Source organism: Psychrobacter immobilis (genome assembly GCF_904846285.1).
GTDB classification, from domain to species: Bacteria; Pseudomonadota; Gammaproteobacteria; order Pseudomonadales; family Moraxellaceae; genus Psychrobacter; species Psychrobacter immobilis_D.
This window is the reverse complement of sequence record NZ_CAJHAD010000006.1, coordinates 21,237-42,760: the sequence shown is the minus strand read 5'-3', so window position 1 is coordinate 42,760 and position 21,524 is coordinate 21,237. Positions and strand designations below refer to the sequence as shown.

Sequence of the window (21,524 nt, the reverse complement as noted above, 5' to 3'; positions counted from 1 at the left end):
CTAAATAGCTCGTGATATAAAAGACTTATATGTTGTTGCTATAAACGGCTAAAAATTCTTATTTTACAAAATATTAGCAATATAACTTGATTGTAAAGCTGTATAGGGTATAAGAAAATATTCACAATTAATTTCAATATACGTAACAGATAACTGTTATAATTTAAACCATAGTAAATTAGTGTGAATTATATTTATACAACTATTTTTTTAATGCTTATTAATTAACGTTTGTTGATGAATTAGTTTGCAAAATAAATTTAAAAACAAGTAGTTACTTAATTATTTACAATAATAACGTATTCACGATAAAGTGGAATTACTTAACAAGAATTAGTGCTTATTCAGATACGTTTTATAAATAAAACTTATTATTGTATCTGCCCATAGCCATTATAATTAAAGCGACACCAAGAATAAGTGGCACTAAAAATAATTATATAATATTTAGGAGAGATTTCATGTCAAAAGGACAAACTTTACAAGATCCGTTCTTGAACTCGCTGCGCAAAGATCGCATCCCTGTTTCTATTTTTCTAGTCAATGGTATTAAGCTACAAGGTCAAATCGAGTCATTTGACCAATATGTGGTGTTGCTAAAAAATACCGTTAGCCAAATGGTTTATAAACATGCCATCTCAACAGTAGTGCCAGCGCGCAATCCTAGAAGTAGCACAGCAACTGGTACCAGTACAGCGACGCCAAGTGCTGCACCCATTGGTTATCAAGGTGGTGGTATGAGTAGTGGCTTTGAGCGCGGTAGTAATCTTGCGAGTACCGGTGGTTTTGAAGAGCGCGGTTTTGCCAATCGTAGTGGTTTTAATCGTGGCGGCTTTAGTCAAGGTCAAGAGAGTGGTTTCGAGCGCGGCAGCTTTACTCAAGGTCAGGAGCGCGGTTTTGAGCGTGGTGGTTTTGGTCAGGATCGTGGTTTTGAGAATCAGTCAGATAATTCGGGTTTTGAGAATAAGCCAAACGAAGACTCTGATGATAGCAATCAATAAATAGCTATATACGATCGATTATAAGTATGTTATTAAAATGTTTCATATCTGCTTAAGACCTACTATATTATAGTGGGTTTTTTTTGTATAAATAGAAGTATAATTGCCTCTAGTAATAATTAGATTAAGACTAAAATTTTGCCACTTCATCATGTTTTATATTTATACTATTAACATAAAGCATCACTGATATAGAGCGTTATCAATATCGTAAATAGTATAGTAAAATATTCCATTGATTCATTTCCCGTTTCGGCTTATGGATTTAGAGTTTTAAGTTGATAAAATTAAAGTTGTTGAATGTAAGATTTTTGAATGTAAAGTCACTGAATATCGAGCTGCTGTATGAATAACCCCCAACGTAATGTCACTCATGAACAATTCATTAGTACTGCTATCGAAGCGATTCATACTGAGATGGCGGCACTAGAATTGTTAACTGAGCAAATCGATGATAGGTTTGCTCAAGCCTGCGATATTATCTTAGCCTGTAAAGGACGTGTCGTGGTGACGGGAATGGGGAAGTCAGGACTCATTGGGCGCAAAATAGCGGCAACCTTTGCTTCTACGGGCACGCCAGCATTTTTTATGCATCCCGGTGAAGCAGGGCATGGCGACTTAGGAATGTTGGTACAGGGCGACGTGTTACTTGCTATTTCAAACTCCGGTGAGTCAGATGAGATTAGAATGCTGCTGCCCGTAGTCAAACGCTTGAATATTCCGCTGATTAGTATCAGCCGAGACAAACGCGGTATGCTACCACGAGCGGCGGATATCGTTTTGACGCTTGGTAAATCACAAGAGGCTTGCCCGCTTAATCTTGCTCCGACTTCTAGTACCACGGCGACTTTAGCATTAGGCGATGCGTTGGCAGTAGCCTTGGTTCATGCTCGCAACTTTACATCAGAAGACTTTGCGTTATCACATCCTGCTGGCGCGCTAGGACGACAATTGCTGACGCGCGTTGAAGATTTGATGCATACCAATTCAGAAAACCTACCGCTGATTAATCAACAAGCGCCGCTACAAGACGCGTTATTTACTATGTCAGCTGGGCGTCTAGGTATGACAGTGGTCACTGATGACCAGCAAAAAGTGGTCGGTGTATTTACCGATGGTGATTTGCGCCGCGGCTTAGAAAAAGGCATTGATTTGCAAACACCTATGTGCGAGCTGATGGTGAGCAATCCACGCCGTGTTAGTAAAAGCATGCGCGCATCAGATGCCCTGAGTGTGATGAATGAAAATGGGATTAGCCAACTGCTGATCATTGATGAGTCGGAGCGCTTGGAAGCCGTCATCACGGTGCATGATTTATTACAAGCCGGTGTAAAATAAGTAGTGCATTAACAATTATTGCATGAATGATTATTGTATTAATAAGTACTATATTAATAACTACCATATTAAAAAAGCCTTTAATAAGAGAGCACTGATGCAAGACTTAATTAAAAAAGCCGGACAGGTAAAGTTATTGGTCATGGATGTTGATGGTATTTTATCAAACGGTCAGATTATTTATGATGCCAATGGTATTGAGACCAAGGCCTTTTCAGTACATGATGGCGTGGGCGTTAAATCGTTGGCACGTTATGGTATTTTGACCGCTATTATCACCGGTCGTAGCAGCCCTATGGTAGACAAGCGTGCTGCTGAGATGGGTGTCAATCATATTGTACAAGGTCGTGATGACAAGCTGATTGCTCTAAATGAGCTATTAGCTACGCTTGATCCTAATCTCAATATTACCGCTACCGATTGTGCGTATATGGGCGATGATTTACCCGATATCAAAGCCATGCAAACCGTTGGTTTTGCCGCCACTGTTCCAAACGCACATGCAGAAGTTATAAAACGCAGCCATATGGTCACCACGCGCGCAGGTGGTACGGGCGCTGTACGTGAAATATGTGATGTTATTTTAAAGGGTCATGGACACTATCAGGATTTTATTGCCTCTTATACGCTTGATGAAGCCAAAACTCAGGATGATTTGTCGTGAATACTCGTGTTTTAATCGTTCTTGCGTTGATTCTCGCTGTGATTGCTGGCTGGTTTTTTAAGCAGCAAGGAGAGATTACGCCACCGGTCAGTATTGGAGCGAGTGATGTTGATTATGAAGCAACCGACATTAAAGCGGTGCAGACCAACGATGAGGGAAAAACAGAGTACGAACTTAGTGCTGAATCCTTGACCCATAATCCTGTGACCAACAAGGATGAGATGAAAGGCATTACGATGAATTGGGAGCCTTCAGATGAGCAGCGCTATCGCATTGAAGCGGGTAGTGCCGCGATCAGTCAGCAGACGGGCGATATGAGCTTATCAGGCGGTTTTTCCTTAGTCAGCGAAGGTAAGACAGGTACGTCTGATGTTGAACCTATTAAAGTGACTGGTGCCACATTAAAAGGCAATACTAAGTCAGGTCAAGTTTATAGTGATGAGCCAGTAAAAGTTGAGCAAGGGATGAATCGCTTTGAGGCATCAAGCATGAAAGCCAATCTTGAAACTGGTGACTATGAATTTGGCAAGGTTACTGTTGCTTTTATGCCTGCGAAACGCCAAGACAAAGCCTTGTTTTAAAATCTTTAATAACTACTTAAGCTTTAAATTAATGTCAGCTTGTAGCTTTAATATTGTATGAATTTTCCGATTATTTTAGCCCTTACAGTGATATTACATGCTTATTAACAGCAGCACCTAGCAGGAAGTTTGCAAACTCTACTACCCATAATGATACGAGTAACTTTTATGAAATCCACTTTTTTGCCTACTTTACGCTTGCTATCGACGCGCTCTATCCAAGTATCAAAGGGATTGCGCACGCTGCCGATGGTGATTCTGTTAGCCTTGCCGTTATACAGCCATGCTTTGCCATCAGATGCCAATCAAGAAATCAAATTATTAGCCGATAAAGCCACTTATAGCGAACGCACAGGAGTTACCAGTTATTCGGGTACGGTGGTGATTACCCAAGGGACGTTCAAGATGACCGCTGATAATATTACGGTCAATCTATCACAGGGTCGCAGTATCAACTCGGCCGTCGCAACTGGTCGTCCAGCCACCATGCAGCAAGTCGTTACGCAAGAAAAAGGCTTGGCAAAAGGTCAGGCGAATAAAATCGACTATAATGCGGTCACAGGTATTGTTACGCTTACAGGCAATGCAAAACTGGTACAAAATGGCGCCAGTTTTGCCGGTAATGTCATTCGTTATAGCTTAAAAGCAGGCGATGTAGAAGCAACCGCAGGTGGCAATCAACGTGTTGAGTTGGTTTTCCCGCCTAATAACAGTACCAATCAAAGCAGTATACGTTAAACGATTGTACTGATTAATGTATTAAATGATAATTGATTGGATGGTTAATAAAGCTGAATGCATTAAAATCGTTAAACTTTTAAACCTCTAAGCCGTCCGTATTTACGCTATCCATATTAGCGCTTGAGTGTTGCAACTTTACAAGTAAGTGATGAGTAAGTTATGAGTGATATTAAAAATAATGTTGTTAGTAGCAATGAGCTTAATAATGACTCTATAGCGTCAGCGAATAGCTCTGAACCTGTCGCCCGTTTAACGATGCAAAACTTAGGCAAGCGTTATGGTAAACGCTGGGTAGTAAAAGATGTGTCATTCTCTGTTGAACAAGGACAAGTCGTCGGACTACTAGGTCCAAACGGTGCGGGCAAAACCACCAGTTTTTATATGGTGGTAGGATTGGTCAACATGGATAAAGGCCGTGTCACCTTAGGAAAAATGGACTTATCAAAATATGCCATGCATGAGCGTGCGCGCGCCGGCATTGGCTATTTGCCGCAAGAAGCGTCTATTTTTCGTAAATTATCCATTGAAGACAATATCTTAGCTATTCTGCAAACTCGTAAAGAATTGAGCTCCTCTGAGCAGAGGCAAGAGCTTGAAAAATTGATCGGTGAGTTCCATTTAGAACATGTACGCAAATCACTGGGCATGAGTGTCTCAGGCGGTGAACGTCGCCGCTGTGAGATTGCTCGCGCTTTGGCTGCTGACCCTAAATTCATCTTATTGGATGAGCCTTTTGCTGGTGTTGATCCTATCTCGGTAAGTGATATTAAAGACGTTATTTTAACGTTAAAAAATCGCGGTATTGGGGTGTTAATCACTGACCATAACGTGCGAGATACTTTAGCGATTTGTGAAAAAGCCTATATCGTTTCAGAAGGCGCCATCATCGCTGAAGGGACATCGTGCGAAGTATTAGAAAATGAATTGGTGAAATCAGTTTATCTTGGTAAGGATTTTCAAGTATAAAAAATCCATGTCTTAACTAATATAATTTTCTAAAATCTTATCTATATTTTTAGTCAAATATTTCGTTAGCAGGCAAGTTGCAACTTAATATTTGGCGATTGCTTTTTTATAATAGCAATCTTTGTCAGTGCATTCTTTGCAAGCACAGTCCTCTATAAATTACCGCCTGATTCTACAGGCTGTTATATCATCTCTATCACTCTTGTATTTAAGCTCTTACAGAGCTTCATAAAATTCTATTTATTTCTCTCTATTTATTACTTTCGATTGACCAGCTGAATAAGGTTCATACGTTATGGCAAAAAATAAAAGCAGTTATGTTTGTCAGCATTGCGGTGCGCATTTCGGTAAGTGGGCAGGACAGTGTACAGATTGCGGCGAATGGAATAGCTTGGTTGAAGCACCGAACGTCAGTATGCCGCATCATAACAAAAATACCGCAAAACCCAATCCTAGCCGCGCTGTTTCTCGTAGCGACGGTGCGCCCGCTGGAAACTACTCTGGCACACATAGTGCGGTCATGCCACTCAATGCCGTAAGCGTCGGTTTAGATACGCGCTTACCAACGGGTATTAGTGAGTTTGATCGGGTGTTGGGTGGCGGATTGGTTGCCGGTTCCGTCGTTTTGATAGGGGGTGACCCAGGCATCGGTAAATCGACGATTTTGCTGCAAACCGCGACCAATATGGCAAAGGCTGATTCATTGGCAGGTAGCGCTCTGTATGTGACAGGCGAGGAATCATTGGCACAGGTGGCTATGCGTGCCAAACGCTTAGATTTGCCGGCGGATAGGTTGCGTGTACTTGCTGAAACCAATGTTGAAACGATCTGTGCGGCTTTGACTCAAGAACAACCAGCGATTGCCATTATTGATTCTATTCAGACCATTTATACCGATGCAATAAATTCAGCGCCGGGCGGTGTCAGTCAGATTCGCGAGTCGGCGGCCATTTTAACCCGCTATGCTAAGCAAACTGGTACGGCATTATTCTTAGTGGGACATGTGACCAAAGAAGGTACGCTTGCCGGTCCGCGCGTGCTTGAGCATATGGTTGATACGGTTTTATATTTTGAAGGTCAATCTGATTCACGTTTTCGTATGATACGCGCGGTCAAAAACCGTTTTGGTGCGGTCAATGAGCTAGGGATTTTTGGCATGACTGATATGGGGCTGAAAGAAGTTGCCAATCCGTCAGCGATATTTCTCAGCCGTTATGACAAGCCGGTGGCTGGCTCTGTGGTGATGGTGAGCCGTGAAGGTACCAGACCACTACTGGTAGAAGTACAAGCCTTGGTTGATGATTCACAAGGTTCACCGAGACGCATGGCATTGGGATTGGACTTTCAGCGACTATCTATGTTGCTAGCGGTCATGCATCGTCATGGCGGTATCCATACTAGCGGACAAGATGTTTATGTCAACGTTGTTGGTGGAGTGAAAGTGATCGAAACCGGTTCTGATTTGGCGGTGCTGTTGGCGTGTGCCTCTAGTATCAAAGAGAAGCCATTGCCGTCATCACTGGCGGTATTTGGTGAAGTCGGTTTGTCTGGTGAGATTCGCCCAGTACCCAATGGTCAAGAACGCTTAAAAGAAGCGATGAAACATGGTTTTAAACACGCGATTATCCCTAAAGCCAATGCGCCTGCCAAAGATGCGCCGCAGTTTAAAGGTATCAATGTGATTGCAGTAGAACGCTTAGACGATGCGATTGAAAGGGCGTTTGAGCTATAGGATTTTGAGCACAAAGCTTCTAATTACTAAGTGTTAAACGCTAAACAATAAAAAGCGCCTAACTCATTAAAAGTTAGGCGCTTTTTATTTATTTATAAAATACGGCTATAAAGAAAAGACTTGTGGTCTTTATAATACGAAACCGTTAAAGGCTTAAAACGCTATTGTTCTAAGACGTTAATGGTTTATGAAGATGGGCCTGAAACACGCTCAATAGCGACGTTACCCACACCTTTAGCCGTAATACCCAGTTGCTTGGCAGCACCATATGATAAATCCATGACACGGTTACCATGGAATGGACCACGGTCATTGACTTTAACCACAACACTTTTGCCATTGGTTTTGTTGGTAACTTTAACGTAGCAGTTCAGTGGCAGTGAACGGTGAGCGGCAGTTAGGCCATTCATATCGAAGGTTTCACCACTAGCGGTTTTGCGACCATGAAACTGACGACCATACCAAGAGGCTAGGCCCGTTTGCTTAAATTTGCTCACAGAGTTAGATGCAACCGCTGTTAGGCGTTCTAGAACATCTTCATCATTAGATACTTGTGCTGTGTCACTGGCTAACAGTGAGCTGCTCAGCGCCAATGAAGTAGGTTGGCGGGCAGACTTAACTAAGCTTGATGCGCCGTTATGTTGGCGACTAAGTTCACCGAGTACACGGTCGATATGGGAGGCGTTATCTTGCGAGACCATTGCAAGGGAGGTTTTTGATTCTACAGCATTTGCATTAGAAGCGATTGCAGAGCCAGCAAATAAAACTGCCGACATTGTAAGTAAACCAGATAAACGCTTATTCATAAATACCTCTATAGCTTATACCTTAAAACTTAACTCTAAAACCTCTTAGAGGGAGCGAGACAGTGTTAGACCAATCTAACCGTGTCGCAAACTCGAAAGCCTCTATATTATCTGACGTTCTCATAATGATAATAATAAATGCGGGCTTTTATAAGCTCTAACGTATGGTAATTTTCATTTCATCATCATAAGTGAGGAGGCGTTTATCGTTTATATACGACTGACCAAACACACTTATGACACGCTCAAATGATAGTTAACAATCGTTATTAAAAACGAATCAACCACTAAAATGGGTACTGCTATCCGATAAACGAACCTTCTTACATTGCTAAGTCATATTGCTAAATTAATAAAGGGTTTAAAGAGTATTGCGTATTTCTTTGTTATTAAACCGTTAATTAAGTAGTGACTTTGAAAGTCCGAAATCTACAAGCTGCTAACTATACGGATGAGCTACAACTGCAATATAATTGAATGATAACTTTCTTAGTAGCTATGTACGGGTTATGTATCATAGTGACAGTAAAACGAGGTTAACGCAATTAATTGTAAAAAACAAGGAATAAAACCTGTCAGTATTAGTTGATTACTGACAGGTTTTTTAAGTAAAGAAGGAAGGGTTTATTGATATTATTGTATTTAAAAACAGAGACTTATCTATTTAGATGAATCACATAAGTTAGGATTTTTATGATAATTTATGTAGAATTGTTTACAAATAAAACCCAATTAAAACAGCATGAATTGACTTAACTTCAACTATTTCGTTGTTACATTCGATTACTTAGCACTGCGAATTTTGCTTAGATTCGCTTACCAATTTGTTAACGTATCATTTCGTCGGTGTCTGTATTAGAAGTTTATTTAGTGGTTTTAAACTGAGTTTAAGGCTGAATATTAAGCTTGAAAACTGAGTTTTAAAATTGTGCTAAATAACCTTGTTTAAGAATGATGCAAAAAAACTTAGCTAGATTTATGGGTATGAATCGACATCAATAATCCAAATCCCGCCATTAGGGTAACAATAGCAGTACCACCGTAACTGATAAAAGGTAATGGCACGCCAACAACAGGTAAGATGCCGCCGACCATACCGACATTTACGAAAACATAAACGAAAAAGGACATGGCAATCGCACCTGCTAGTAGTCGGCTATAAGTATCAGGGTGACTAAAAGCGATATACAAAGCACGCGTGAGCACGCAGGCATAAATAAACATCAGCAGTATCATACCGAGTAAGCCAAACTCTTCAGAGAATGCCGCAACAATAAAGTCAGTATGACCTTCTGGTAAAAAGTGCAGATGAGATTGCGTGCCTTCTAGATAGCCTTTACCGGTCAGACCGCCAGCACCGATAGCGGTCTTAGACTGAATGATATTCCAACCAGCCCCTTGGACGTCAGCTTCAGGATTAAACAGAGTTAAGACGCGTGTACGTTGGTAATCGTGTAATAAAAAGTTCCAAGCGAAAGCGATAAGTGGCACTGCCAAAGCCGCTGCACTAGCAATTAAACGCCATGATAATCCAGCCAAAAACAACACAAAGATACCACTGGCAGCAACCAGTAATGAAGTACCAAGGTCAGGCTCTTTAGCAATTAACAATACCGGCACTACAATTAACGCCAAAGTGATGGCGATACTGGATAATGAGGGTGGTAAATCACGTTTGGATAAAAACCATGCGCACATCATTGGCATGCCAAGTTTCATAAACTCTGAAGGCTGGACACTACCAAATCCCGGTAAGTTAATCCAGCGCTGTGCACCCATACGTACCTCGCCAATGATGTCGACCAAGACCAATAATATCAGCCCTAATACGTAAAATATGGGCGTAAAGGTACGATAAATACTAGGCGGTATCTGTGCCATGATAAACATCACTGTAAACGCTACACCATAACTGACCATTTGGCGTATGACCATATCGCTATCTTGGCTTGCCGCACTGTATAAAATAGTCAAACCGATACAGCAAACCGTTAATAACAATAAGGTTAACCATGGGTCGATATGAATGCGTTGCCATAAAGTCGGCGCATGACCTTGACCAAAATGATGGCTCTGACGGGAAAAACGGTATTGCGGGTTAGAAGACATAGGCAAAATGTGACTGGCAATTGGCGTGAAAGAAAAGTCTGGTTTGACAGCTGTCAAGTCAGCAAGCGACGATTATAAGGCGTTCATTCAACGAGATAATAGCGAATAAAGTAACTTACGAGTAATAAAGTAACGTCAATATAAAAATTATGAGGATTAGTGTTAATAACGAATAGGTGACCGCTGATTCGCTGCGATAGTTTAGCCTGCTTGCTTAAAATTTGATAGTATCGATAAAACGTTTTTAGCGGTAGTTTCTAATAATGATAAAGACAAAAAAATCTGTTTATAGGCAAATGTATAAGCCTGTTATCGCTCTGTGCATTTGTGCCACTAGCATCTCTGCTTCTGCCGCTATCATAAGTGATAATAGTGAGCGCCGTATCCAAATCCGTCACGGCAGTAGTGCTACTGATAGCACCTCTAATGCTTATATCACGCCTGCTAGAAATTATGGCAGCCAAAGCAATAGTTATAGTGGCGGCGCGACTATACTCAGCGATGGCAGAAGTGGGTCAAATGGCCTAGGCGGTGATAGTATGCAAGGCCTCATTCAACAAAAACAGCGTGAATTTAATTTTGATAGTGGTTTATCGATAGAAGAGAGCAAGCGCGTCATTACCAATAAAGTGACGCCACGTTATAACACCACTTATAACACGGGTAATAATAACTTCGGAAACAGTAATTATAACGATTTTACCAGTATGGACTTTAATACTTGGCTAAATAGTAATAGCTACCGCGCCGGACAAGTGGCCAATTATCAACGCTATTTAAACTCACGAGTGGGAGCGCAAAACGTACCACCTTTATCACAGCTGCTAACCACCGCCCGTAGCTGGGATAAATGCGGCTATGAGCCTTATCAGCTACCACCGCAGGAGCTATGGGCGAATATTGTGCCGACCTTGCAGCTTTATAGTCAGCTCAAAAACCAAGGAATTTTACCTCCTAATACTGAGATACGTTCAGTATATCGCAGCCCAGGACTAAATGACTGCGCAGGCGGCGCAAATGCCAGTAAACACATGACCGCAGGCGCTATGGATATCTGGGTGCCTGAATATGAAGGCAATCAATGGCAGCTTAGTAGCATGCAAGACCGTTTATGCGAGTTTTGGCAATATCAGGGTCAATCGAATAACTTTGGGTTAGGACTATATTCTACCGGTGCTATTCATCTTGATACCGATGGTTATCGCAAATGGGGCTTTAATCATGCCAGTAGCAGCTCCGCTTGTCGTTATTAAATAATATGTTGCTAAAGACTGTATCTTCAATCTTAGAATTAAAAAAAGCTCAACCAATAAATATTACTGGTTGAGCTTTTTTATCGACCTATTTTTTTTAACATCTGTAAAAAACATGCCATCAAGTTTATTTCTTCTTCTTAGATTTCTTTTCATCCCAAGGATCAACCTCACCGACGGTAACGATTAAAAAATCATCAGGCTTTAGGGTGTCGCGCAGGGTTTGGTTGACCTCTGATAGTTTGACCTGTTCGATACGCTTGACATAATTGGTCAGGTAGCTACTAGGCAGCTGATAAAAATTCATCATGCCAAGTAAACTGTTGATTCCCGCATTACTGGCAAAACCCATCGGAAAGCTGTTTTTTAAACTGTCTGTGGTCAATCTCATCTCATCGCTAGTGATACCTTTTTCTAACGTCTCGTTAATCACATCTAGGCTGGCATCAATCGCCGCGCGCGCTTTATCATTACGGGTTGAAAAACCAATCTGATAAGGTCCGCGCGCCAGCATCGGGTTCATAGAACCTGAGATACCATAAGTATAACCAAGGTTTTGCCTGACTTCCGTCATCAAGCGCGCATTAAAATCGCCCCCTGCTAGCACTTCATTGCCGACAGCAAAATTGGTTTGTTTTTGTTGCGCTTGGGAGTCAGTGGCGCGCTTGTCGCCCAATTGACCCATTAATACCGTGGTTTGAGTGCTAGGAAACGGTATATGGATATGCTGAGATTGGGTTAATGGCTTTGGCTCGGGTAGGGTAGCCGCCGCTTGACCAACTGGTAGGTCTGCCGTTATTTCTTCCGCTAAATTTTTCGCTTGTGCTAAAGTCAAATTACCAGTCATGGCAAGCGACGCATTGGCAGCGACTAAATAGCGGTTTTTAAAATCTACTAGCTGTTGTCTTTTAATATTAGGAACCGTTTCAAGCGTGCCAACCGATGGATGGGCATAAGGATGGTCGCCATAAAGTGCTTTGCTAAAGGCAATGCTAGCAAGACTACCCGGGTCTTGTTTTTGCTGTTGTAACCCGACCAGTAAGCGTGCTTTATTACGGGCTAATATTTGCTCATCAAAGCTCGGTTCAGTAAGCATTTGCGTCATTAAGTCAACGGCAGGCAGTAGATGTTTATCATCAGATAAGCTGCGCAACGAGACAGTAAACATGTCTTTATAAGCGCTACTACTTAGATTAATACCCAAGGTTTCAACCGCCCGCGTGAATTCATTTTCGTCTAAGCGTTTGGACCCTTGTTCAAGCATCGTTGCGGTCATATTGGCAATACCAAAGCCTGATTTACTGATACTGCCATCACGTGCGCTACCGGCATTAAAGCGCAAGTCAATATCAACGATGGGCAAGGTGGTGGTCGGCACAAAAAGCACAGGAATACCGGCTTTGGTGTTAAAGGTCTGAATCTTTGGGACAGTGACTGTTAAAGGTTTGGCATTATCAAGACTACTAAGCTTAGCTAGAGCGGCAATAGGCGCGCTAGTATCGACTGCGGCAGCCGGCGTGCGAGCATCTTCGCCACCCGCCATATCGGCCTGCGCTATGGTGGTCAATGTCATCATCCCAAAGAATATACCGGCACTCAGATAAGGGAGCTGCTTAATACTAGATGATAATTTGGTTTTTTTGAGAAAAGGTGTTTGAGTCATGTCTTTCTTCTTATTAATAAGGTCATAAGTATTGGTTTTTTGCCAAGATAATTGCATAGCCTATTGATGTTATTTAGCTTTGCTTACCGTCTCTTTAGGCGGGATGATATGCATAACTGTTAAATTGTCTTTGACCAAATACTTTTTGCTCGCTGCTTGGATATCCGCAATCGTTACGCTATCAAGCTTGGTTGGCAATTTGGCCAGTAATCTATCATCTAGACCAATAGATTGCAGTGAGCCAATCATGCGCGCCTGACCTTCCATGCTGTCCTGTGCGTATACCAAACCGGTGACAGTATTGGTTTTGGCACGCTCGATTTCATCGGCGGCAATCGGATCAGTTTTAAGTTTTTCTATTTCAGAGAGGATAGCTTGCTGTGCTTGGGCTAAGCTGACGCCTTCACGCGGAGTCGCTTGTATCAGAAACAATCCATCGCCTCGATCAAGCAAATCATAAGAGGTGCCTACGGTGGTAAGTAGTCCTTGCTCGCGTACTAGCCTGCTTTCGAGACGTGCTGATAGACCACCATCTAGTACATCTTGTGCAAGCGAGAGGGCATAAGCTTGCTTCTCATTATTAGCACCAGCGCTTACCAGACTGGGCACGTTATAACCCATTAATAAAACCGGCACTTGTACCGCTTGCTCAGATTCTACTTGCTGATAACCGCGGAAACCCTTCTGATTGACCGCAGGCCGCTTAGGCAGTGCGCTTGGTTTTAGCTCACCAAAGTAGCGTTTGACTTGCGCCAACACTTCGGTTGGTTCGACATCGCCAACGATAACCAAAGTCGCATTATTGGGTGCGTACCATGTTTTATACCAGTCTTTTAAATCGTTAAGGGTGATTGATTCAAGCTCACTCATGGGTCCGATGACCGATTCGCCTTTCGGGCTGTTCGGTAATGCCAGCAAGCGAAATGACTCATAAGCTTTGGAAATCGGATTATCATCCGTACGCTGACGACGCTCTTCCATTACCACTTGATGCTCTTTGGCAAACGCTTTGTCATCAAAGACCAAATTGGTCATGCGATCCGCTTCTAGCTCTAAAGCTAATGGCAAGCGATTGGCGGGAAATAGCTCGTAATAACCGGTATAGTCGTAACTGGTAAAGGCGTTATTAACGCCGCCAAACTTAGCAATCAAACGCTCATAATCGTCGCTTGACACATTAGTAGTGCCTTTAAACATCATATGCTCAAGTACATGTGAAATGCCGCCTTTATCGAGTGGTTCATCTGCTGACCCAACGCGATACCAAATCTGAGTCATGACCACAGGCGCGCGGTGGTCTTCTTTAACCACTATCTTTAAACCGTTTTCGAGCTTATATTCATGGCGACCGGACATATCCATGGCCAATGCTGAAGATTGCTCAGGATCTTTAAGCATTTGGTTTTTATTCACTACCTGTGTCGTTGCGGCATTTTTAGCCGTAGCAACTTCATTCGTCGAAGAAAGTGCGCTGGTTTGGCAAGCTGCAAGAGTAGTTGCTATGGCTAAAGCGCAGGCAAGGCGTAAAGAGTGAGCAGGTGATGGTAAAGACAGTGATGAAGGCAGTGATAAAAACAATGACATGATAGGTTCTACTTATATAAAAAGGCAGCTGATAAGTGACTGATTTATAGAATGAGAAAGGCGTATATTAATGTTTATATTAATATACGTATTTATGATAAACATAGAGCCATTATAAAGACTTGTGTGCCCCAACCATGACGGTAGCAGTAGGCTTAAATTCTTGTGTGGTGCTACAGCCTGTCGATGATAATACAAGGGTCGCAAGAAGCAAGGCGGCGCCCATTTGGGTTATTTTTTTATAATTGTTCGATAGTGATAGCATAGGTCATTCCCAATATAAATGGTTGAATAAAGTAAACAAAATATGGTGGCATAATGCAGGCTAAGAGTAGGCGAAGTTTGGCATAACTAAGGTCGGATTTTTGTGTCCAAACCTTAAGTGAAACTTGCTTAGATCAGCTGACAGTTTACTATAAATTTATTAGCATGATTTTTTGTATTATGTACAGTCATCTATTTGGCATTGTTTTAGGCATTGGTGTTTGTTGTTGATTCATCGGCTTTTATCATTTGACCGCCCTCTACAATGCTAAAGGCTAAGCACCACTTGAATTATGCTAAACTAGGCTAAAAATAATCACTCGTTAAATAATAATAAGCGGGCGGCGTCATTTTAAAAAGAGTCACTTTAAAAACGATTACTTTAAAAACAGTCACTTTAAAAATAATCACTTTAAAATAAATTACTGATAATGATAACTTTTAGGGCAAGCTTATGAATAATCCCAATAATAGCAATCGTGTGGTCATCAACCTTGACGGCGGTCTTGATGATTTGGATGACGATGATATTACCTTACCCAGTCTGCCAGCGCAAACGATGCCCATCATCGATGAGCCTGAGGATACATCACATACCGATACAGCGGCAGACCTACCATTAGCGACGCCTATTGTTGAGATAGAAAAACAAAGCCCAGCCGAAAGTATTGTAAAAGGTACGGTAGAAAGTAGCGCATCAAGCACTTCAAATAATGATCAAACAACTGCTGCTCCGTCGCAGTCTACAACCGAAATTCCTACGATGCCTTTGCAAGCTCATTTAGGCGATAGTGCAAGCGTCTCATCTACAAATAGCGATACCAGTGCTATAAATACCAGTGCTATAAATAAAGCGCAAACAGAAAGTAAAGCACAGAGCGAGCTACAGCAGCCAACAGCAGCGCCAGAAGAGTTACAAGAGTCACAAGAGTCACAAGAGACTGAGGAAAATAAGAAAAAAGGCAGCTGGTTTAATCGTATGAAAACGGGGCTGAGTAAGTCACGTAAAAATCTTGCCGAAGGTATGGTTAGTATCCTTATCGGTGGCAAAGAGATTGATGATGAGCTATTAGAAGAGGTTGAAGACCAGCTGTTGGTCGCTGATATCGGTGTCAATGCAACCAATCGTATTATTAAAAGCCTTACTGAGCAAACCGCTCGTGGTGATTTGATTTATGCTCATTCATTATATAAAGCCTTACAAACTGAGCTGGTTGATATCTTAACGCCAAAAGTTGCGCCATTGGTCATTGATACCAGTAAAAAGCCTTTTGTTATCTTGGTCGTAGGCGTTAATGGTGTTGGTAAAACGACGACTATTGGTAAACTTGCCAAGCGTTTACAAGGCGAGGGCAAATCCGTCATGCTAGCAGCTGGCGATACTTTCCGTGCTGCGGCGACTGAACAACTACAAATCTGGGGTGAGCGCAATAACATTCCTGTTGTCGCTCAAGGTCATGGCTCTGACAGCGCCTCTGTTATCTTTGATGCCATGCAGTCTGCCAAAGCAAAAAATATCGATGTATTAATCGCTGATACTGCAGGACGCTTGCAAAATAAAACCCACTTAATGGCAGAGCTTGAAAAAGTCGTACGCGTGATGCGTAAAGCCGATCCAAGTGCACCGCATGAAGGCATGATTGTGCTTGATGCTGGCACAGGTCAAAATGCCATCAACCAAGTGGAGTTGTTTAACAAAGTCGTACCATTAACCGGTATTACTATTACCAAACTAGACGGTACTGCGAAAGGTGGTGTGGTCTTTAATATTGCTGAAACCACGGATGTGCCGATTCGCTATATCGGGGTTGGTGAGTCGATTGATGATTTGCGTGCCTTTAGTCCGAAGCAGTTCGTCGCCGCCTTATTTGAGACCGATGATAAAGAGTAGCGCTTGGTAGTTTTTTTCAATGAATAAATAAGTGTTAAAAATATGAGTGTTTAGAGGGAAGAATCATGATAGTCACCATCGCAGCTGTTGAGTCGCACCAGTTATCACTGATTGCTAATAGGCATAGCAGTCCTAAGCTGGTCGAAGTCAATTGGCTGCAGGTGGGCGATTCTTGGCACAGCTCAAAATCTATTCCCAAGCTTAAAAAGCATTATGGACTTGTCGATCAAGATTTTACCTTTATCGCTCAGAATAGCCTAAGCAAAAGCGAGCCTACTGAGGCGCTACTTATAGAAGCGCTTGAGCAATTAACAGCGTACTTTAAAGGTGAGCGTCAAGCGTTTGATTTGCCATTAGATATAAGCTTAGGCACTGATTTTCAGCAACGTGTCTGGCAACAGCTGCAAAAGATACCGCATGGCGAAACGATTAGTTATGCCACACTCGCGCAGCGTGTCGGTAATCCTAAAGGTTATCGCGCCGTTGCCAATGCCAATGGCAGAAACCCATTTAGCATCATTATTCCTTGTCACCGTGTTATTGCTAGCGATGGTAAGCTGGGAGGATATACAGGCGGCTTAGATAAGAAAACATACTTGCTAGCGCTCGAAGGTATTGAAGGTGTCGAGGTTAAGCATTAGTTATTTTGATTGTACAAGTCCAATATCGTTTTTCCAATACAAATAATATCAATAGCATTCGTGCAAAGGATAGGCTAAAAGTAGAATATTATGAATAATACGACCGCTAAAATACCGGCTATGAAAATATTACAACCTATCACCATTGGTGGTGTCATCTTTAAAAACCGTACGATGTTTCCACCATTGACGACTGGCTATGAAGATAAAGACGGTAATATCAGCTCGCAAAGCCGTGCCTTTTATACTCGTCTTGCAAGGGTGGCACAGGCTATATCGTGCTAGGCGACTTCGCGCCTGTCCGTAGTTTTGCGCCGACGCCTAAATTATTTGATGATAGCCAAATAGACAGTTTCCGGCTACTTGCTGACAATGTGCATATCTACGGAGCCAAGCTTGGCGTGCAGACTTTTCATCCTGAGTATGACGTTAATGTCCTTAACGCCTTGTTTGCTGCTGGCGAGATGCAAAAGGTACGCACCCAGCTCAATCATGACATGCAATATTTCGTCAATGAGGTGTCAGAAGACGCTTTGATGCATATTATCGACAAGATGTGTGCCTGTGCAGTGCGTGCACAAAAAGCGGGGATAGATGTCATCCAGGTGCATGGCGACAGACTGGTCGGCGCGCTATGCAGTACACAAATGAACACGCGCACAGATAAGTTTGGCGGCTCTCTTGAGAATCGTACACGCTTTGCTTTGATGTTAGTACAGGCCCTAAAAAAAGTCGTACCAGATATGATTATCGATTATAAATTATCGGTTGTCACACCTGAGCGTGGTAAAGGTGGTGTTGATGAAATCTACGCGCCAGAGTTTGCACAGTGGCTTGAAGCAGCAGGCGTGGATATGTTGCATGTTGGGCAAGCGAACCATACTGGTAATATGGCAGACACGATCCCGCCGATGGGCGTGCAGCCTTACTGCTTCTTTGCTGATATCACAGGTGCCGTTAAGCAAGCGGTCTCCATTCCGGTTAGCACCTCAGGGCGTATCATTGATCCTGAGATGGGTGAGGGTATACTGCAAAATGGCAAGGCTGATATGATTGGGATTGGCCGTGCGCTCTTAGCGGATCCTGATTGGGCGAACAAGGCGGGTGCGGATAAAGCCACTGATATCGTTCGCTGTATATGCTGCAACGAAGGCTGTGTTGATAATGTCCTAAATCGCTCGTTTATTGCTTGCGTGGTCAACCCTGAAAATGGCTTTGAAGAAACGCGTTTTATTACGCCTGCTCAAATGAAGAAGAATGTTGTGGTCGTCGGTGGCGGTCCTGCAGGGTTGGAAGCTGCCCGTGTGGCTGCAAAAAAAGGTCATAGTGTAACCCTGTTTGAAACCGCTACTGAGCTGGGTGGGCAGTTGCACATCGCTGCTGTTCCGCCGCGTAAAAATGAAATACGCCGAGCTATAGAAGATTTAGTGCATGCCGTACATACTCAGGGTGTAATGCTAAAATTGGGTCAAACAGCGAATATTCAAAGCATACTGGCGCTAGAGCCTGATGCTGTTATCGTCGCAGTCGGTGCGTCAAGCTTTATACCGCCAATTCCAGGTATAGATGGCAAAAACGTTTATGATTCGTGGCAGGTGCTGGCAGGTAAGTATAAAGTATCTGGGCGCGTGGCGGTAATCGGCGGTGGTGTGGTCGGCTGTGAGACCGCTGAATATCTTGCTACACAAGGCTGCAAGGTATCGATAATAGAGATGCGTGAGCAGATTGGTGGTGATATCAGCGTGACTGTTTTACCTAGCATGCTCGAAAATTATAAGGCATACGGTGTAGAACAGTATACTGGATATATGGTAACAAGCATTAACAGCGGTGAAGTGAATTGCAAAGATAAAAATGGCAGTATTACCCAAATTCCATACGACTATGTCGTTATCGCTAGTGGTGCGCGCCCCGTAGTCTTCGACACAGAGGCTTTGAGCGTTAAAGGTTTGAAGTTGTTCAAGTAGGTGATTGTTGTGAGGTTGCTGATATATCATATGCAACCAAGACAGCATACGATGCAGCGAATGCGCTTTAGTCATTATATTATTGTTGTACAGATTTCCACAAACAAGAAAAGGCCAAACACTGAAAACGTTTGGCCTTTTCTTGTTTAGAACAGGCCTATACCAATAAGCAGACACTAGAGTTTGTAAATAATATTTGGCTATTTAGAACATTTACCACAGCCATTGCAATCTTGCGACTTTTTGAAAATTACCTTGGTCCATACATAATAAAAAGATAAAACAACTATTATAAATACCAATAAATACTCTAAGAATGTACTCATCATACCTCCAAAATTTAAAATCCAAAAATTTGCCCTGTCACGTGATAGGTTAGCCACGCCATTAGATAAGCCAAGATAAACAGATAACCAGCAATGGCTGCAGTTTGCTTTAAAGACTTGGTTTCGCGACGAATAACTGCCAGCGTGGCCAAACACATCGGCGCATAAACATAAAACGCCAAAAATGAAAACGCAGTAGCCAATCCCCACTGCGTGTGAATGATAGGGATAAGCGTTTGATTGACGGCTTCATCGCCCACACTACCGACCGCATATACTGTGCCTAAAGCGGCAATGACTACCTCTCTGGCAGCTAGACCCGGGATTAAAGCAATACACATCTGCCACGTAAAACCAATGGGCGCAAAAATCGGCTCGATAACATGCCCGAGCATGCCAGCAAAGCTATAATCAATCGCTGGATTCGTAGCTCCGATAGGCGCTGCTGGAAAAGTAACCAATACCCATAATATCACCGTCAGCGCAAAAATTACTGTACCGGCTCTCATTAAAAAGGCGCTCACCTTGTCCCAAAGCTCACTGGCAATATGTTTGATATTTGGTAGACGATAAGTGGGAAGCTCCATCAATAATGGAAATGCCGCCGCTTTTGATGTCGTATTATGAAAGCGTTTAAATAACCACGATACAAACGCCGCCGAACAAATACCCGCGATATATAATATAAATAAAGTCACACCCTGCAAGTTGAAAATACCTAGGACAGTTTGATTGGGTATCACCGCCGCAATAATCAGCGCATAAATCGGCAAACGCGCTGAACAGGTCAGCATAGGCAAGACAGCAATCGCCACAAAACGTTCTTTATGATTGGGAATAGTGCGTGTCGACATAACCGCTGGCACCGTACAAGCGAAACCTGACAGCAAGGGGATAAATGAGCGTCCGGATAAGCCTACTTTAGACAATAAGTTGTCGAGTAAAAAAGCGGCGCGCGGCAAGTAGCCTGAATCTTCAAGGATTAATAAGAATAAAAATAGCAGGGTAATTTGCGGTACAAATACCACGACGCTACCGACCCCAGCCACGACACCATTAACAAGCAGGCTTTGTAATATGCCATCCGGTAGCCATTCGACTAACAGTGCTCCAAGGCTTGCCACTAACCATTCAATGCCTTGCATCAGTGGCTCTGCCCACGCATAGACGGCTTGAAAGATAATAAAAAGAATCGCTAATAGGATAATGACCCCGATGACAGGATGCAACGCCAAATAATCTATGCGCTCATGCCACTTTGGCAAACGTTGTGAGCTTATCACCGCTCGGCTCAGAATATCATCAGCACTCTTATACATAGCTTGTGTATCAGTACTAAGGCTATTGATTCTATTAATGCCTATATTAATGCTATTACCATTAGTATCGGCATTAAAAAAACGCACAGGCTGAGCTTTATTATTGAGATAGTCAATAAAGTCATCCGCTAAAATCCGCAACTGCTCGCAGCCTTGACGTTTGATGGCGACCGTCTTAACAACAGGAACGCCCAGCTCTTCTGATAATACGGTCTCATCAACCACTAAACCACGGCTCTCGGCCACGTCGCTCAGATTGAGGGCGACTATGATTGGCAAACCTAAGCTTTTGAGCTCCAATAACATACGTAGTGACATGCGCAAGTTGGTCGCATCAGCCACGAAGATAATACCATCAGGTATCGGCTCACCTGGCATCTGACCAAAGATCACTTTACGAGTGACCTCTTCATCAAGGCTGGTGGTTCTTAAGCTATAAGTACCCGGCAAATCTACAATATTGACAGTAGAATGCCCAAGCATCGTGGCAGTGCGTTTATCGACGGTGACGCCGGAATAGTTTGCTACTTTCGCTTTAGAGCCTGTCAGTACATTAAAGGTGGCTGTTTTACCACAATTAGGGGCGCCAACCAAGGCAAGATTGATAGGGCTAGTTACAGCTTGTATTTGCATACTTGGCATTTATTCGGACATCGCTTATTTATCAATTTATAAGTC

Annotated in this window: 17 protein-coding genes and 1 pseudogene; 12 read left to right on the top strand and 6 right to left on the bottom strand. The window is 42.7% G+C overall.

Annotated elements, in window-relative coordinates; all coding sequences use genetic code 11:
- Positions 1–461 precede the first annotated feature (461 nt).
- From hfq to radA, 7 genes are all read left to right on the top strand, one after another.
- A complete protein-coding gene (hfq, locus tag JMX13_RS05370) occupies positions 462–1,001 on the top strand; it encodes an RNA chaperone Hfq (protein ID WP_201610529.1) in 540 nt (179 codons plus the stop codon).
- Positions 1,002–1,346: 345 nt separating this feature from the next.
- On the top strand, positions 1,347–2,339 hold the full coding sequence (locus tag JMX13_RS05365) for a KpsF/GutQ family sugar-phosphate isomerase (protein ID WP_201610515.1): 993 nt from the start codon (positions 1,347–1,349) through the stop codon (positions 2,337–2,339).
- A 97-nt stretch (positions 2,340–2,436) separates the two neighbouring features.
- Positions 2,437–3,003, top strand: a complete 567-nt coding sequence (locus JMX13_RS05360) for a KdsC family phosphatase (RefSeq protein WP_201610507.1) — start codon at positions 2,437–2,439, stop codon at positions 3,001–3,003.
- Positions 3,000–3,584 carry an LPS export ABC transporter periplasmic protein LptC gene (gene lptC, locus JMX13_RS05355; RefSeq protein WP_201610505.1) on the top strand — a complete coding sequence of 195 codons (585 nt, stop codon included), beginning with the start codon at positions 3,000–3,002 and terminating at the stop codon, positions 3,582–3,584. The genes JMX13_RS05360 and lptC overlap by 4 nt, the downstream gene beginning before the upstream one ends.
- A 249-nt stretch (positions 3,585–3,833) precedes the next feature.
- Positions 3,834–4,322 (top strand): lipopolysaccharide transport periplasmic protein LptA, encoded by a 489-nt coding sequence (lptA, locus tag JMX13_RS05350; RefSeq protein WP_201610840.1) that lies wholly within the window; start codon positions 3,834–3,836, stop codon positions 4,320–4,322.
- A 258-nt stretch (positions 4,323–4,580) separates the two neighbouring features.
- Positions 4,581–5,291 carry an LPS export ABC transporter ATP-binding protein gene (gene lptB, locus JMX13_RS05345; RefSeq protein ID WP_201610832.1) on the top strand — a complete coding sequence of 237 codons (711 nt, stop codon included), beginning with the start codon at positions 4,581–4,583 and terminating at the stop codon, positions 5,289–5,291.
- 295 nt (positions 5,292–5,586) lie between these two features.
- Complete coding sequence (gene radA, locus JMX13_RS05340; RefSeq protein ID WP_201610503.1) at positions 5,587–7,023, top strand: DNA repair protein RadA; 1,437 nt, start codon at positions 5,587–5,589, stop codon at positions 7,021–7,023.
- 185 nt (positions 7,024–7,208) lie between these two features.
- Here radA and JMX13_RS13815 read toward each other — a convergent pair.
- Together JMX13_RS13815 and rodA are read right to left on the bottom strand one after the other, a co-directional pair.
- A pseudogene (locus JMX13_RS13815) lies at positions 7,209–7,556 on the bottom strand (septal ring lytic transglycosylase RlpA family protein); the annotation flags it as partial.
- A gap of 1,239 nt (positions 7,557–8,795) precedes the next feature.
- Positions 8,796–9,938: a rod shape-determining protein RodA gene (gene rodA, locus JMX13_RS05330; protein ID WP_201610501.1), complete on the bottom strand. Its 1,143-nt coding sequence runs from the start codon at positions 9,936–9,938 to the stop codon at positions 8,796–8,798.
- Positions 9,939–10,234: 296 nt separating this feature from the next.
- Here rodA and JMX13_RS05325 point away from each other — a divergent pair, with 296 nt between their 5' ends.
- Positions 10,235–11,191, top strand: coding sequence for a D-Ala-D-Ala carboxypeptidase family metallohydrolase (locus JMX13_RS05325; RefSeq protein WP_227686224.1), 957 nt, complete (start codon positions 10,235–10,237; stop codon positions 11,189–11,191).
- Between the two features lie 127 nt (positions 11,192–11,318).
- Here JMX13_RS05325 and JMX13_RS05320 read toward each other — a convergent pair whose 3' ends face one another.
- The 3 genes from JMX13_RS05320 to JMX13_RS05310 form a co-directional block, all read right to left on the bottom strand.
- Positions 11,319–12,911, bottom strand: a complete 1,593-nt coding sequence (locus tag JMX13_RS05320) for a M16 family metallopeptidase (protein WP_227686223.1) — start codon at positions 12,909–12,911, stop codon at positions 11,319–11,321.
- Between the two features lie 12 nt (positions 12,912–12,923).
- Positions 12,924–14,438: a M16 family metallopeptidase gene (locus tag JMX13_RS05315; protein WP_201610490.1), complete on the bottom strand. Its 1,515-nt coding sequence runs from the start codon at positions 14,436–14,438 to the stop codon at positions 12,924–12,926.
- 112 nt (positions 14,439–14,550) lie between these two features.
- Complete coding sequence (locus tag JMX13_RS05310; protein ID WP_201610488.1) at positions 14,551–14,703, bottom strand: hypothetical protein; 153 nt, start codon at positions 14,701–14,703, stop codon at positions 14,551–14,553.
- Between the two features lie 978 nt (positions 14,704–15,681).
- Here JMX13_RS05310 and ftsY point away from each other — a divergent pair.
- The 4 genes from ftsY (at position 15,682) to bilR (ending at position 19,201) form a co-directional block, all read left to right on the top strand.
- The gene (ftsY, locus tag JMX13_RS13810) at positions 15,682–16,593 is read left to right on the top strand and encodes a signal recognition particle-docking protein FtsY (RefSeq protein ID WP_227686229.1); all 912 of its coding nucleotides are present in this window, start codon (positions 15,682–15,684) and stop codon (positions 16,591–16,593) included.
- Positions 16,594–16,658: 65 nt separating this feature from the next.
- Positions 16,659–17,234 carry a methylated-DNA--[protein]-cysteine S-methyltransferase gene (locus tag JMX13_RS05300; RefSeq protein WP_201610486.1) on the top strand — a complete coding sequence of 192 codons (576 nt, stop codon included), beginning with the start codon at positions 16,659–16,661 and terminating at the stop codon, positions 17,232–17,234.
- 90 nt (positions 17,235–17,324) lie between these two features.
- The gene (locus JMX13_RS13760; RefSeq protein WP_201610484.1) at positions 17,325–17,519 is read left to right on the top strand and encodes a hypothetical protein; all 195 of its coding nucleotides are present in this window, start codon (positions 17,325–17,327) and stop codon (positions 17,517–17,519) included.
- A complete protein-coding gene (gene bilR / locus JMX13_RS05290) occupies positions 17,513–19,201 on the top strand; it encodes a bilirubin reductase, long form (RefSeq protein ID WP_201610481.1) in 1,689 nt (562 codons plus the stop codon). Before JMX13_RS13760 ends, bilR begins: the two co-directional genes overlap by 7 nt.
- Before the next feature lie 340 nt (positions 19,202–19,541).
- Here the strand turns inward: bilR and feoB are convergent, their stop codons facing one another.
- Positions 19,542–21,479 carry a ferrous iron transport protein B gene (gene feoB / locus JMX13_RS05285; protein ID WP_201610472.1) on the bottom strand — a complete coding sequence of 646 codons (1,938 nt, stop codon included), beginning with the start codon at positions 21,477–21,479 and terminating at the stop codon, positions 19,542–19,544.
- Positions 21,480–21,524 lie beyond the last annotated feature (45 nt).

Bases quoted from the DNA above. Each gene is read 5' to 3' on its own strand.
- hfq (WP_201610529.1), top strand. From the start codon at position 462: ATGTCAAAAGGACAAACTTTACAAGATCCGTTCTTGAACTCGCTGCGC.
- JMX13_RS05365 (WP_201610515.1), top strand. From the start codon at position 1,347: ATGAATAACCCCCAACGTAATGTCACTCATGAACAATTCATTAGTACT.
- JMX13_RS05360 (WP_201610507.1), top strand. From the start codon at position 2,437: ATGCAAGACTTAATTAAAAAAGCCGGACAGGTAAAGTTATTGGTCATG.
- lptA (WP_201610840.1), top strand. From the start codon at position 3,834: ATGGTGATTCTGTTAGCCTTGCCGTTATACAGCCATGCTTTGCCATCA.
- lptB (WP_201610832.1), top strand. From the start codon at position 4,581: ATGCAAAACTTAGGCAAGCGTTATGGTAAACGCTGGGTAGTAAAAGAT.
- radA (WP_201610503.1), top strand. From the start codon at position 5,587: ATGGCAAAAAATAAAAGCAGTTATGTTTGTCAGCATTGCGGTGCGCAT.
- rodA (WP_201610501.1), bottom strand. From the start codon at position 9,938: ATGTCTTCTAACCCGCAATACCGTTTTTCCCGTCAGAGCCATCATTTT.
- JMX13_RS05325 (WP_227686224.1), top strand. From the start codon at position 10,235: ATGTATAAGCCTGTTATCGCTCTGTGCATTTGTGCCACTAGCATCTCT.
- JMX13_RS05320 (WP_227686223.1), bottom strand. From the start codon at position 12,911: ATGCAATTATCTTGGCAAAAAACCAATACTTATGACCTTATTAATAAG.
- JMX13_RS05315 (WP_201610490.1), bottom strand. From the start codon at position 14,438: ATGTCATTGTTTTTATCACTGCCTTCATCACTGTCTTTACCATCACCT.
- JMX13_RS05310 (WP_201610488.1), bottom strand. From the start codon at position 14,703: ATGCTATCACTATCGAACAATTATAAAAAAATAACCCAAATGGGCGCC.
- ftsY (WP_227686229.1), top strand. From the start codon at position 15,682: ATGAAAACGGGGCTGAGTAAGTCACGTAAAAATCTTGCCGAAGGTATG.
- JMX13_RS05300 (WP_201610486.1), top strand. From the start codon at position 16,659: ATGATAGTCACCATCGCAGCTGTTGAGTCGCACCAGTTATCACTGATT.
- JMX13_RS13760 (WP_201610484.1), top strand. From the start codon at position 17,325: ATGAATAATACGACCGCTAAAATACCGGCTATGAAAATATTACAACCT.
- feoB (WP_201610472.1), bottom strand. From the start codon at position 21,479: ATGCAAATACAAGCTGTAACTAGCCCTATCAATCTTGCCTTGGTTGGC.